The 13192-nt window shown below is 47.1% G+C and carries 17 protein-coding genes; 5 read left to right on the forward strand and 12 right to left on the reverse strand.

Features of this window, described 5'->3' with window-relative positions; all coding sequences use genetic code 11:
• Window positions 1-3: 3 nt before the first annotated feature.
• Genes HQN87_RS14605 through HQN87_RS14620 form a run of 4 tightly spaced genes read left to right on the forward strand, consistent with a single transcriptional unit; the run spans window position 4 to window position 2069 of the window.
• On the forward strand, window positions 4-390 hold the full coding sequence (locus HQN87_RS14605; protein ID WP_173134420.1) for a spore coat protein: 387 nt from the start codon (window positions 4-6) through the stop codon (window positions 388-390).
• A complete protein-coding gene (locus HQN87_RS14610; RefSeq protein WP_173134422.1) occupies window positions 387-1523 on the forward strand; it encodes a zinc-dependent alcohol dehydrogenase in 1137 nt (378 codons plus the stop codon). The genes HQN87_RS14605 and HQN87_RS14610 overlap by 4 nt, the downstream gene beginning before the upstream one ends.
• 37 nt (window positions 1524-1560) lie before the next feature.
• Complete coding sequence (locus HQN87_RS14615; RefSeq protein ID WP_173134425.1) at window positions 1561-1761, forward strand: hypothetical protein; 201 nt, start codon at window positions 1561-1563, stop codon at window positions 1759-1761.
• 11 nt (window positions 1762-1772) lie between these two features.
• Window positions 1773-2069 carry a spore coat protein gene (locus HQN87_RS14620; protein WP_173134428.1) on the forward strand — a complete coding sequence of 99 codons (297 nt, stop codon included), beginning with the start codon at window positions 1773-1775 and terminating at the stop codon, window positions 2067-2069.
• Between the two features lie 259 nt (window positions 2070-2328).
• Here HQN87_RS14620 and HQN87_RS14625 read toward each other — a convergent pair whose 3' ends face one another.
• The 5 genes from HQN87_RS14625 to HQN87_RS14645 all read right to left on the reverse strand — a co-directional run bounded on the left by HQN87_RS14625 (window position 2329) and on the right by HQN87_RS14645 (window position 5047).
• Window positions 2329-3153 carry an NAD(P)-dependent oxidoreductase gene (locus HQN87_RS14625; RefSeq protein ID WP_173134431.1) on the reverse strand — a complete coding sequence of 275 codons (825 nt, stop codon included), beginning with the start codon at window positions 3151-3153 and terminating at the stop codon, window positions 2329-2331.
• Between the two features lie 59 nt (window positions 3154-3212).
• Complete coding sequence (locus HQN87_RS14630; protein ID WP_173134434.1) at window positions 3213-3599, reverse strand: MerR family transcriptional regulator; 387 nt, start codon at window positions 3597-3599, stop codon at window positions 3213-3215.
• Window positions 3600-3774: 175 nt separating this feature from the next.
• A complete protein-coding gene (locus HQN87_RS14635; RefSeq protein ID WP_254075499.1) occupies window positions 3775-4155 on the reverse strand; it encodes a transglutaminase-like domain-containing protein in 381 nt (126 codons plus the stop codon).
• Window positions 4142-4312, reverse strand: coding sequence for a helix-turn-helix domain-containing protein (locus tag HQN87_RS14640; protein WP_216857302.1), 171 nt, complete (start codon window positions 4310-4312; stop codon window positions 4142-4144). The genes HQN87_RS14635 and HQN87_RS14640 overlap by 14 nt, the downstream gene beginning before the upstream one ends.
• A gap of 105 nt (window positions 4313-4417) precedes the next feature.
• Window positions 4418-5047 (reverse strand): nitroreductase family protein, encoded by a 630-nt coding sequence (locus HQN87_RS14645; protein ID WP_173134437.1) that lies wholly within the window; start codon window positions 5045-5047, stop codon window positions 4418-4420.
• Between the two features lie 111 nt (window positions 5048-5158).
• On the opposite strand from HQN87_RS14645, the gene HQN87_RS14650 reads away from it, so the two are divergent.
• Window positions 5159-5521 (forward strand): winged helix-turn-helix transcriptional regulator, encoded by a 363-nt coding sequence (locus HQN87_RS14650; protein ID WP_173134440.1) that lies wholly within the window; start codon window positions 5159-5161, stop codon window positions 5519-5521.
• Window positions 5522-5628: 107 nt separating this feature from the next.
• Here the strand turns inward: HQN87_RS14650 and HQN87_RS14655 are convergent, their stop codons facing one another.
• From HQN87_RS14655 to HQN87_RS14685, 7 genes are all read right to left on the reverse strand, one after another.
• Window positions 5629-6408 carry a hypothetical protein gene (locus HQN87_RS14655; RefSeq protein WP_173134443.1) on the reverse strand — a complete coding sequence of 260 codons (780 nt, stop codon included), beginning with the start codon at window positions 6406-6408 and terminating at the stop codon, window positions 5629-5631.
• A gap of 195 nt (window positions 6409-6603) precedes the next feature.
• A complete protein-coding gene (locus tag HQN87_RS14660; protein WP_173134446.1) occupies window positions 6604-7044 on the reverse strand; it encodes a hypothetical protein in 441 nt (146 codons plus the stop codon).
• Between the two features lie 78 nt (window positions 7045-7122).
• Window positions 7123-9714: an ABC transporter permease gene (locus tag HQN87_RS14665; RefSeq protein ID WP_173134449.1), complete on the reverse strand. Its 2592-nt coding sequence runs from the start codon at window positions 9712-9714 to the stop codon at window positions 7123-7125.
• On the reverse strand, window positions 9711-10394 hold the full coding sequence (locus HQN87_RS14670) for an ABC transporter ATP-binding protein (protein ID WP_173134453.1): 684 nt from the start codon (window positions 10392-10394) through the stop codon (window positions 9711-9713). Before HQN87_RS14670 ends, HQN87_RS14665 begins: the two co-directional genes overlap by 4 nt.
• A 24-nt stretch (window positions 10395-10418) precedes the next feature.
• Window positions 10419-11357, reverse strand: a complete 939-nt coding sequence (locus HQN87_RS14675) for a VanZ family protein (RefSeq protein ID WP_173134456.1) — start codon at window positions 11355-11357, stop codon at window positions 10419-10421.
• A 101-nt stretch (window positions 11358-11458) separates the two neighbouring features.
• Window positions 11459-12460 carry a sensor histidine kinase gene (locus tag HQN87_RS14680; RefSeq protein WP_173134459.1) on the reverse strand — a complete coding sequence of 334 codons (1002 nt, stop codon included), beginning with the start codon at window positions 12458-12460 and terminating at the stop codon, window positions 11459-11461.
• On the reverse strand, window positions 12461-13144 hold the full coding sequence (locus HQN87_RS14685) for a response regulator transcription factor (RefSeq protein WP_042141824.1): 684 nt from the start codon (window positions 13142-13144) through the stop codon (window positions 12461-12463). It abuts the gene before it with no gap.
• Window positions 13145-13192 lie beyond the last annotated feature (48 nt).

The following is a 13192-nucleotide window of genomic DNA, read 5'->3' on the forward strand; positions in this document are numbered from 1 at the left end:
CCAATGAACACCGATTATTTAGACCCGATAAATTCACTAAATATGCCGGAGATGGCTGATATGACTTTTGCCATGGACTTCCTTATTCGCGCCAAGGAAGGCGTGCGAAATTTGTCCATCGCTTTGACAGAGACGGCTTCTCCCGATGTAAGAACGCTGCTGCGCAATCATCTGATGCAGGGGATTGCCCTGCACCAAGAAATCACGGAGCTCATGATCCGCAAAAAGTGGTTCCATCCTTATGAGCTCAACGAACAGTACCAGCTCGACCAGCTTTCAGCGAAAAATACGGTGATGATCGGGCAGATGAATTTGTTCCCGGGGGATACGTCGCGTAAAGGGATGTTTGACCGGACCCCAGATGAACATATTGGAGGACACTACGCATGAAGGCGGTAACGTATCAAGGCATTAAGAATGTCGTGGTCAAAGAGGTGCCGGACCCAAAGATTGAGAAGCCGGACGATATGATCGTAAGGGTGACCAGTTCGGCCATTTGCGGCTCGGACCTTCACCTGATTCACGGGATGATCCCTAACCTTCAGGAGAACTATGTCATCGGGCATGAACCCATGGGGATTGTAGAAGAAGTAGGCCCTGGAGTGACCAAGGTTAAGAAAGGCGACAGAGTGATCATCCCTTTCAACATCGCTTGCGGAGAATGCTTCTATTGTAAGAATCATCTGGAGAGCCAATGCGACAATTCTAACGAACATGGAGATATGGGGGCATATTTCGGCTACTCCGGAACAACCGGTGGATATCCTGGCGGGCAAGCCGAGTATTTACGGGTTCCGTATGCCAACTTCACTCACTTCAAGATTCCCGAAGACTGCGAGCATCCGGACGAAAAGCTAAGCTTGATTGCCGATGCTATGACGACCGCATTCTGGAGCGTAGATAACGCTGGCGTCAAGAATGGAGATACGGTCATTGTGCTAGGCTGCGGTCCGGTCGGACTGCTGGCCCAGAAATTCTGCTGGCTGAAGGGAGCCAAGCGGGTCATCGCCGTTGACTATGTCGATTACCGCTTACAGCATGCGAAGCGGACAAACCATGTGGAAATCGTAAACTTCGAACAGGACCAGAATATTGGCAACACGCTCAAGGAAATGACCAAAGGCGGGGCCGATGTCGTGATTGATGCGGTAGGCATGGACGGCAAGATGAGCGATCTTGAATTTCTGGCCAGCGGTATGAAGCTGCAAGGCGGCACCATGAGCGCATTTATCATTGCATCGCAGGCTGTCCGCAAAGGCGGGACTATCCAAGTCACGGGGGTATACGGCGGACGCTATAACGGCTTCCCCCTCGGCGACATCATGCAGCGCAACGTGAATATCCGCTCTGGACAAGCCCCGGTTATTCACTACATGCCATATATGTATGAGTTGGTCACTTCCGGCAAAGTAGACCCTGGAGATATTGTTACACATGTCATTCCGCTTAGCGAGGCCAAGCGGGGTTATGAAGTGTTCGATACCAAAACGGATGATTGCATCAAAGTCATCTTAAAGCCTTGAGTATGAGTATGAAAAGATACATGGGAGGACAACCTGAATGAATTCTAATTACGCTTTGCATGAGCTGCTCGAGGTCCGTGAGATGGCTGCGTTTAAGACAGTGTGCCTAACGAAATCCAAGACTATGCAAGCTCTGGTAACCGACCCGGAGCTCATGCAAATTTTGCAGCAGGATGCCATATTATCACAACAGCAGCTTCAGGAACTCAGTGGAGTGCTATCTAAAGTAACTGTATAGGAGATAAAACAATGAACCCAATAGTAGAACATATGACCGGTCTTAATACGCTGACGGATGACGTAATCGCAATGGATCTGTTGATGAACGCCAAGAGCGGCGTCAGAAACTACGCCATGGCTGTGACTGAATGTGCTACCCCCGAAGTCAGGGAAATCTTGATGAAACAACTCGGCGAGGCTATTACTTCCCACGAAAAGATAACAGAATACATGCTGCAGCGGGGCCTATACCGCCCCTACCATATTCCGGAGCAAGTCCAGCTTGATCTGCAAAATATTCAGACCGCTATGGACATTCCGTCCTGACGCTATATTCACCCAAAAAACGCGCTAAACCATCATGGTTCAGGCGCGTTTTTTGATTTTTAAGGGCCCCCTCATCTGGCAATCGCCGCGATCCAGGTTGATGACAGTAAGAGATAGTGACGTTGGATATCACCGAGGTCAACACATGCCCCCACATATAGCGCGAAGCATATAAATTCTTATCTTTTAAAATAGGAGAGTCAGACCTGCAAAAGGTCTGACTCTTCCTATTTTCCCACTAATAATATCGGCCACAGCTTTAGGCTCTGCTCTGATCTCCGTTCTCTAGCATATCAAGCAGCAGGCTAGCAAGCGGGGCCGGGAATTGTACGCTTTGCGCCGCCGACAGGAAGAGACCGACATCCTTCTGCGGAATTTTGCTTTCGGATACGGATACTGACTTTTCGGCAATCATTTTGCCGTAGCTTTGATAGATTGGGGCGGTAAACAGTGTGCTGGTAAGCATATTAACCGCTGCTGTGGGATCAACACCGCTGCGCACAGCCATTCCTAGTGCCTCTTCCATGGAGCGTGCGGCGGAGACAATAAGGAAGTTGCCGAGCAGTTTGATGATTACAGCCGAACCGGCTTCCTCGCCAAAGTCAAAGATCCCCTTAGCCCCCATCGCCTCCAAAATCGGCCGGACCCGTTCCTTTGCTTCCGCGGGGCCTGCAATTGGAATCCACAATTGCCTGGCAGCGGCTGCCTCCGGCCGTCCAAAGATAGGCGCCTCAACATAGACGGAGCCATGCCGCGCGTGCAGATCTGCCAGCTTCCTGCCCGTATCCGGCGACACCGTACTCATGGATACATGAATACCTCCTATGCCCAGCCGTTCCAGGAAATCTTTGCTTTTGACGACGGCTTCCAATGCTTCATCGTCCCAAACCAAGGTGACGACGATGCCACCGGTGGTCACAGTGTCTGCTGGACGGACCGCCTGCAGCGCACCTTGGGCAACGAGCGGTTCCGCTTTCTCTGGAGTGCGGTTGTATACGGTCAATACATATCCTGCTTGAAGCAGATTGGAAGCGACTGGAACACCGAGCAGTCCGAGTCCGATAAACCCAATGTTGTCCTTCATGAATTTAACCTCCTTGAGATTCAAACATTACGTCAACGTCATGTTTAGCACAAAAAAATTTAATCGCTATCATTGGCCTCGAGCCATTGCTCGAAACGTTCTATATGTGACTGCAAATCGCTGCGGAACTGCCCGAGCGCTTCAAGCTTTTGATCCGTGTCGTCCAAATGTTGGCGCAGTATACCGAGAACTTTCCGCTTCGGAAGTACCCCGCTCGTATCCGTAAAGTAAAGCTCGATTACGTCCCGAATTTCCTCCAGACTTAAGCCAACCTTCTTCAACTGATCAATCTTACGCAGACGGGCAACCGTTTCTTCCGTATAGTAATGATGACCATTGCCTTCGCGCTCGCCTGAAGGAAGCAACCCGATGCTCTCGTAATAGCGAACCGTGCGCTGGGTTACCCCTGCCCGTTCTGTCAAATCTCCAATGCGCATGCGGTTCATAATGGTTCACTCCCTTCAAGATATAATATGACGTTAACGTCATGTTTGCATGATAGCATTCTTAATGAAAAATGTAAATACAACCGCAGATTTTCACATTTAGAATCAGTTAGCTACCCCCGCCTGATGTGATCGGCGTTCCGGTTCATCAGATGCCGGACCACCCTGCTATAGATTATTTTCTTGAACGGGCTGAACCCTTGCGGATGACCCGTGAAGAAGGCATCGGGGCTGTCGTAAATCCCGAAATCCTGAACGATGCCTTCTTTTTGCACGTAGGTATCATTTTCGTTCCAATAGATATCCGGCTTTTGAAAATTATCGGTTGCAACGCCATAAACAGCACACCCTTTGTATTACACTGGCCGTAGCCATCCTGCAAGACTTCCGATGCCGGAATATCATCCGCCCGGTTATAGCCGAACCGTATTTCGTCACGAACGTAGTTATAGATGCCGAGAATTTGGTCCTTCCTGGACATCGAATCCCACTGGCGGCTGTGAACAATTTGCTGGATCAACGGGTGAGAATAGTTCAGCAATTCAGTTTCCTTCAAGTATGCACTCATGGGACGGACTGTCAAAGCCTGCTGCCATAGCCGCATCCGTAATGCTTAGCCCCTCAAAAATCAAATAGGTTGCCTTCTGCAGCTTGTGCAGCACCATGTATCCACTAAGGGAAATACCTGTATTTTCTTTGAAGAGGTGCGACAATCTGCTGTTGGATAAACCAAATTGCCGGACACCACCATCAAGTGATGCTCCGCTCCATATAAATTCATCATGTTTGAATCACTCCAGGCTTATTTCCTTATAAAATCACGAAGGTACCCGATCTATAAACGTTATATCCTCAATATCATGTCTTACAGTGGAATGACCCTCTTGAATCCCTCTGCCCACACTTAATAACATAATGTCTTCATAATGTCCGGGAATGTTGAGCCCTTCAAAAAGAGCAGCTTTATCATAACCTGACATCGTGATGGTCTGGTACCCTTTGTCGTTCAAAATAAGGACCAAGGTCATTGCAGCCAGACTGCCATCGCGGACCAACTCTTTTAAATAATCTTGATTAGACATGTTGTGATAATAACCAATTGCTGCATTTGTTAAATACGTTTTCGTTTCTTGAGTGAAATAACCTTTCTCCAAAGCCTTGTCTTGAATAGCATGGATATTCTCAGTATGAAAAGCACGGTAATCCCCCAAGATCAAAATCAAATAACTGGAGGTTTCAACCTGCTCCTGGTGATATGCAATGGGTTTAACTTTAGCGCGCAACTCCTTATCTTCGATGAGTAAATAGCGTGTACTCTGAATGTTATTTCCGTTTGGTGACTTGGCTGCCAGTTCAATCGCATCAAGTATTTCCTTTCTTTCAATCTTATAGTTTGGATCATAATGTCTGACCGATTTCCTTTGTAGGATAATATCCTGCAAACTCATTTTAACGCCCCCCATAGCTTAGATTTGCTATAATCATCTTATCTGGAGCGTCTGCAATTGAAAATACTGCACTTTATAGTCACTAGGTTACTTCGAAGTAAGGAGGATATCATGAATAAAATAAATACTGGATTTGATGTGGTGCAAAATATCATTAGTGGTAAATGGAAAAGCATTATCCTGTATCAATTAGGATATGAGCAAAAGCGCACAAAAGACTTACTCAAAATTTGTGAAGGCGTCTCACATAAGGTTTTAAACGAACAATTAAAGCAAATGCAACAGGATGGATTAGTGAATCGCGCGGTATATGCAGACGAGGTTCCCATTAGAGTAGAATACTCAATATCGGACTATGGCCGGACATTGCTTCCCTTATTAAAAGAAATGTGTGATGCGGGCGATAACCATCTTAAAAGAGAGGGAATCACCGCAGGTAATAATACAATTTGCGAACATTCTAAATCACTGTGATCGAAACATGAAGCAGAAACCCCTGATTCCTTAAAGCAAAGGACGCCCAAGCAGGTGCCCTTTGCTACTTATTCAACAAACTTGCCGCTACTTATTTCAGCTTAACGTTATCTGGCAGTAAGCTTGTGAACCAGGTCTCGTATCTCTGTGCTTAGTCTTGAATTGGCCGGATAGACGGCTTCAATGAACTCTAGAATGCATAGTGCCGACTCGGGTACACGATCATATCCCTGCAGCATACCGCCAAGCTTGTCGGCAAAACTGGGGTACCGCTTCTCTAAACGGCGCTCATTTCCGAAGGGATCAGGGAAGTAATCCACCTCCGGCTCCAGCAGATGAAGCACCGACAAAATCCGGTCGATCGCGTGGCCCTGAATAAACCGTGCCGCAGACAGGCGCTCTCCCCTGGCATAACGGCCCAGCCCCACGTACAGATTGGTTAACGCTTCGTTCAGCGGAAAGTCTAAGGAATCACACTTTTGACTCGGCAGCGGTCTGCGCGGTTTGGCTATATCCGTGTTACTGTACAGCGGAGCCTTCCACACCACCCGGCCCTCCGTATAAGACGCGTCAGTCAGCTCTAGCTCCTCAAATATCGCGTATTCGCCGTAAATTCCATCCTCAAACAAGATTTTGCAGCCCACATCAGAGTTTTTAAAAGCATAGGCAAGCGGATACGTCTCCTCCAGCCAATCCAGACGGTCAATATACCTCTTCTTCTGCCCTGCTTCCACAATAACAAAAAAATCCAAATCCGAATACTCATCCATTCGCTCCAGCTCCACCCCCACCGACCCCACACCCAGCAGCAGAAGCGCCCCGCCCTTACGTCCGAGCGTCCCCCCAATCTCATCCAGTCTTTGTAAAAGTAACTCTGTCCGCAACATGCTAATATTCCTCCCTTTATCGGAATGCAAAAAAGGCCCAACCCCACACTTCTCAGCGAGGTTGAACCCTAAGGTTACATTGCCTTTGATATTCTAGAGTAAAAATAGCACTGGTTGGGGGTGGGTGTCAAATGAAATTACGTATAGCTACTTATTTCTTACTAAGGTTCAGTTTAACCAGTCTATCGGTGAAATTTACGGAAAATCCAGCTCATCATCGATGACACGGAATATCTCCCTACTCCGCACCGGATAACGGGCATCCAGTTCCTCCCACTTCCGCTTCGGTAAAATCAAAAATTCGTGCGTATCGGAAAGATACGAGGCCTCAAACAGTCGAATTTCGTATTTGTCCCGGATCAGCTCCTGAAAGCCGCGAATCGTGATATAGCGATCATTTCCGGTAAAGGTAAGCGCAATCGAATGCAGTTGCCCATTGTAGGTAACGTCCAATCCTTTGTCCGTAGGCGACACCTCGACCGTCTCATCGGGAAGCTGTTTACCGAACAATCGGACGATCTCCTCGTCCTCCTCTCCCCAATCTACAATGACGCTGTACACAAAAGCAAATTGTTGAAGCTGTTGCTCATCTCCTTCGAATAGCAATGTCAGCTCGCTGTCGCTTGGCATTCTCATCCCAGTATCCTCCTTGATAATGCTCTTCTCAGCTACTGCCAAATCGTAATAACGGTCCGCAATCCCGCAATTCTAAAATCATATATTCTCTTGCTTTAATGCATCAATAATATTCTCCTTTTTTACTTTAGCTCCGGAATAAACAACCGCAGAGCTGACAATGACAAATACACACACAATGACAGACAGAATGCTCATCCAGGGCAGGGTGAACCCATAGCTGAATTTGTTCGCAAATGCTTTATAGATCAGAACCATCACGGCGAAACTGACAGGAAGCCCATACAAGAGCGACTTGACCCCATAAAAAATACTCTCATAGTTCAGCATTTTTGCAAACGCCTTTGGCGTCGCGCCTACGGATTTCAGCATCGCAAATTCCCGTTTGCGAAGAGCCAGCCCTGTTGAGATCGTATTAAAGATGTTCGCAACGGAAATCGCAGAGATTAATACGATGAAACCGTAAGAAAAGACGTTCATCAGCAGAATCTGTTGTTCTTCTCTTATTCTGGATTGATATACATTGTAGACATTCAGATTGGTCTCATTCAACGCTTCAATTTCCTGCTGCGTTTTCACCGGTTCCGTGCTTTTCAAATGGAGATACATCGAAGCGTTAGCCAGTTCCTCGCCGTCTGCCAGCCGATTCATGACGCGTTCCGACACGATCATATTTAACCCGCCTACGCCTAACGGGCTCATCCCCATCGGTGCCTTATCCGTCAATGCGGCAACTCTCACTTTATTTGCCTTCGTTTCTTCCCCGCTCGCTTTAAAAAAACTCGTTAGCTCGATATGTTGTCCGATATTCGCATATATGGACTTCGTCTGAATATATTTACCCGTATCTATATCTTTGTAATGAATCGTATCCATCACGATTGCGGCAGGATGATCCAGATCCGTAAGCTGTTCGTAATCTGCGTGGGCCGCTCTGGCATAGGCTTGCAGGCTCGAATCATTCAGTGCATAGAGCTTAATTTCGTAAGGGTATTTCCCGTCTTGCAGCATACTCTTATCCTGCTTAACCTTCTCTTGCAACTCGTCGGCGATGCTTGCTGCATCGACCCAAGCGTTCCTGACTAACTCATGACTGACGCTATATTCCGTGACGCCATCCAGAGATACAAGCGATTGCATCAACCGGTCATCTAGTCTTTCGCCATTACTGGACGACACTTCAATATCGTAATTGATGCCTTCCAGCGACAATGCCAGAGATCGTGTCAGGCCAGTCGTGAAAAACGATATCGTCAAAAACAAAACGATGCTGATGACAAGCGAAAAAAGAATAACATGATATCTTCGTTTGTTCCTTTTTAAGTTTTTCAGCCCGATTTCTGCTTCGATTCCGAAGAGCTTACGAATGATCTTCGACGTCTTCACTGCTTTGGCCGTAAGCTTTACGTCAGTGGTTTGGCGAATCGCGTCCATGGGAGATACCCTGGATGCTTTAACCGCCGGGAGATACGCCGAAACGAAAATCGTCAGCATCGAAACAAGACAAGTAATCAAGAGCAATAACGGCGTGACGATAAGCCTCAGCTTTTCACTAGTCCATAATGCCCCTTCAATCATTGTGTTCATGAACGAAAAGGTGATTCCGATTCCGGCAAGACCGCATAAGATGCCAATGGGAATGCTGATCAAACCAATGACGATACCTTCAAAAAATACGGAATTTCGCTTCTGCCTTTTCGTCGCCCCCACGCTCGCGAGCATCCCTAAATGGCGGGAGCGTTCCGAGACGGATATCGCAAAAGCGTTATAGATGAGCCCAACCGAGCCAATTATAATGGCCCCCATAATGATTGCCGATAATGAGAACATCAGGCTGGATGAGGCTCCGCTGCTGGACAAGCCATAATAACGAAGCAAATCGTTATTATATTGGACAGTGTCCATTTGGTTTTTCTCAGCCAGCTTCTCCGCATGTGCGAACAAGAACGGATTGACCTGCTGCAAGACCACCGACGCATCGACCCGATCGTCCCCCCCGATGATATGATCATCGACATAGCTAATGATCGTATAACCCGGGGCCCGAGCCGGTTCAGACACCGGAGGTTTAATGAAGCCTACCACCGTATAATCCCTAATTATGCTATGCTGTAATGTCTCGGTCAATGTGCCGTCTTTCCTGCGCAGCGGTTCCGTCTGATCCAGGGGATGATCGCCCCCTTGTTTGAATCGGTCGCCGACCCGAAGCGTTAGACGGTCGCCGATTTCGTACTTCACTTTGCCATTTGTTGTAACAGACTCGGAGATCACAACCTCCTTGTCCGTGTGCGGAAGACGCCCCTTGCTTATTTCAATCTGAAATTGTGTGAACCCTTGCACATCATATTCCTTAATGAACAAGTACGGCTTATTGGAATTTTGTCCCCCTTCTAATGGGGCATACCCAAGGTCTCTTGTGATTGCAACCGTTTTGGTGGCATCATCGCCCTTTATCGCCGCAAGCTGTTCCTTGGTTATATCTTGATACTGAATATGCCACTCCCCTGTATCTGTGATCGTTTGTCTGATCATTAAATCCGCAAAGGAAAAAATTAGCGTAATGACAGCGGTCATCATGGATACCGAAATAATTACGCCAAGAATAGTCACAAGTGTTCGTCTCTTGTTCTGCTTCAGATGCCGGATGGTTAATGTATTGACAATATTCATCGCCTTATCACCTCGTCTTTGGCAATCCTCCCATCTTCAATTGAAATGATTCTGTCGGCTTGCAGGGCGATCCGTTCGTCATGCGTGATTACGAGCAGGGTCTGATGATAGGTCTTATTCAGCATTTTCAATAAATCGACGATCTCGCTGCTATTCCTGCTGTCCAGATTCCCGGTGGGTTCGTCGGCCAGCATGATCGCAGGATTGCCGATGATCGCCCTGCCAATCGAGACACGCTGCTGCTGTCCACCGGATAGCTGATTCGGCAGATGGTTTAATCGATGCTGCAAATTCAACGTATTCACAAGATCAGCCAATTGCTTTTGATCTACCTTTTGTTGATCCAGCAAGAGCGGCAGCGTAATATTCTCTTCCACCGTCAGGACGGGAAGCAGATTGAAAAACTGGTAGATCAGCCCGATTTGCCTGCGTCTGAAGATGGCCAGCTGCGTTTCGTCCAAGGTATACATATCCGTATCCTGAACATACACTTTCCCGCCAGTCGGTCGATCCACACCGCCCAGCATATGAAGGAGTGTCGATTTCCCCGATCCGGAAGGTCCGATAATTACGACGAATTCACCTTTTTGGACCGAAAAGGAAACATCATCAAGCGCCTTCACCGCCGATTCGCCTGTGCCGTATATTTTGGACAAATTTTCAATGGTTAAAATATCCATTGCCATCCCTCCTTCCCGAGATGCTCAATTCCAGTTATATACCATCTCTCTATATCCAACATCCCAAAGGATTTCATTCCCCTCAATGGTTATCTTAAGCTCTTTAGCCCCGGTGAGATGAAGGATCCTATTGTCCGGCTCATGGAGCTGATCTTCTGCAGATACAGACAGGAGCTCATGCCCGTCAACGGTAACCTTAAGGCTGCCCTGAAAATCCTTATGATCAGGAATTCCATAATTCAATCTAAGATACAGATCACTCTTATTGCCTAGCGAATACGTATATGTTTCCTTCTTTTTGCCTTCGATGCCATACACATTATATTGGGGTGTCACGTCTTGACCGCCAATCTTAAGACTGTCCTGTTTGGTTCCCGTTACTCGATTTCCGGTACTATCTTCCCATTCGTTGATCGCTACAAAAGGGGCCAACTCTTTGGTGAACACTTGATCAACTACTCCGAAGACCCCCCATACGCCGAGCATTAACACAGCACTGGCAATTCCTGTAGCAGCGATATTTCTCCAGTAGTTTTTTGTACGGAAGCCAATCTTGTAGCCCCCGAATCCAATAGCAGCGCCCACTGAGTTCGTTATGACGTCGTTCGTGTCAAAGCTGCCGAGGAATGTTAGGGCCTGGATGGTCTCCACCACAAGAATGGACAGGATAAACCCTGTCATGAAGCGAACAAAGCTAGTGCGGTATAACAACGGAAACAGTATGCCAAAAGGTATGAAGGCTGCAAAGTTTCCAATACCCACCAAGTCCATCAGTGTCGGATGTAGAAGATCGGAAAGACCCGGCACCCTAAAAAAACCGTCCGGCAAAAAAATAAAGGTGTACTGACTGGTTTGATCTACCGTATCCGCTCTGCCGAAAGCAAAAAGCATAAAATAAAGAATAATCAGGGTGTAGCCTATCGTGATAATAAAAGTAATCTTGCGCTGCTGCTTCATTTGCATGGTTGTACCTCCATTGTTCATCTGATAAATATCATTTTAACTGTCCAAAATGACTTTACAGTGACGTTGGAGGTGACAGTTCAGTCACTTACGGAATGCTGTTAAATCACATGCTTATAAAATTTGATCCGAAACTCTGTACCCCTCCCGCTGCCGCTCGTTACATCAATCACGCCGTTCTGGCTTGCAATGATGCTGTGAGCCATCGCAAGCCCTATACCGATACTTCCTTCATTAGCATTCTTTCCTTTATAAAAACGTTTGAATATATAAGGCAAATCCTCTTTCGGAATGCCCTCTCCGTTGTCAGCAATAACGATTTCCGTATATAGCACGTTGTCGGAAAATGTGATGGTAATCGCACCGCCCTCAGGTGTATGCTCCACTCCATTTTTCAAAATATTGATAACCGCTTCAGCAGTCCAACGGAAATCGCCGGCAAAAGAGACGTTGTCATCCCCTGTGATGGAAACGGTCTGTCCCTTAATATCCATCGGAATCATAACCGGCTCTAGTGCCTTTTGGATTAAGGTTCTCATGTGTATTCGATCTTTTTTGAACGGGATAGTTCCCGCTTCCATTTTCGCTAGCTTTAATAAGGATGAAACAAGCCAATCGATCCGTTCAAGCTGAATGCGAATATGATGGGTGAACTCCGTTCTTTTGAGTGAAGGCAGATCAGGTGCGCTTAACAGATCTGCCATGACTGTCATAGAGGTGATCGGTGTTTTGAGCTGATGTGAAATATCGGAGATGGCATCGGTCAGTTGAAGCTTATCCCGCTGCAATAGCGAACGATGCTCGGAGAGCATGCGTGTCACCTTGTAAATATCATTCTTTAAGATGCTAAGCTCACCTTCTTGATTATCGCGAGGGTCAAGGGAGGCCTGGCCGCTGCTAATCTCCCGCAAATAGACGGACAGCTTCTCTAGCTCGTAATATCTCCGTTTTGTGAATAATACAGCTGTGCCGGTAAGCAGCACGGATACAATAATAACCAGGGCAACGGCGACAGACGATATGAAAGCAGCAATGACGATCGCCGATAAGCTGATCGAACCCATGACGAGTAATAATATTTGATTTTCCCGATTGCGCAGCATCTAATCACCAACCTTATAGCCTAAACCGCGTACCGTTTTGATCAGAGCCGGCTGCTCTGGATTATCCTCCAGCTTTTCCCTTAGCCTTTTGATATAAACCGTTAACGTGTTGTCATTCACGAAGTCGCCGGCCACGTCCCAGATTTGCTCCAAGAGCTGATTCCTGGTGAGGACCTGTCCAACGTGGTTGCCAAAGATCAGCAATAAGCGGTATTCCAAGGCGGTTAGCGAAATTTCGGCACCGTTTTTATATACTTTGCCTTCCAGCGTATGGATGCGCACATTGTCAATGTCAATGACCGCTCCTGCATGGGACAGCTTCTGGTATCTCCGCAAGACGGACTTGATCCGGGAGAGAAGCTCGCGAACCCGAAAAGGTTTGGTAATGTAATCATCGGCTCCCATATCGAGTCCCATCACGACATTGACCTCATCATCAATCACTGTTAAGAAAATGACCGGGATATCCCGTCGTTCCTTCACCATCTTGCATAATTCATAGCCCGTTCCGTCTGGAAGCTGTAAATCGAACAGGCACAAAGTGAACTGATCGATGTCTTCGGCGAGCACCTTTCGGGCTGAAGCGGCATCATGGCAGAGAACAGTCCAATAACCCTCTTGCTGCAGCGAATATTCCAGTCCCGACGCGATCGTCTTATCATCTTCAACTAATAATATTTTCATCTGAAGGTCATCCTTATGATTGATTTTAGAACATTTAATGAATTCCAC

The sequence above is a fragment of the Paenibacillus tritici genome, from assembly GCF_013204885.1.
GTDB lineage: Bacteria > Bacillota > Bacilli > Paenibacillales > Paenibacillaceae > Paenibacillus_AQ > Paenibacillus_AQ tritici.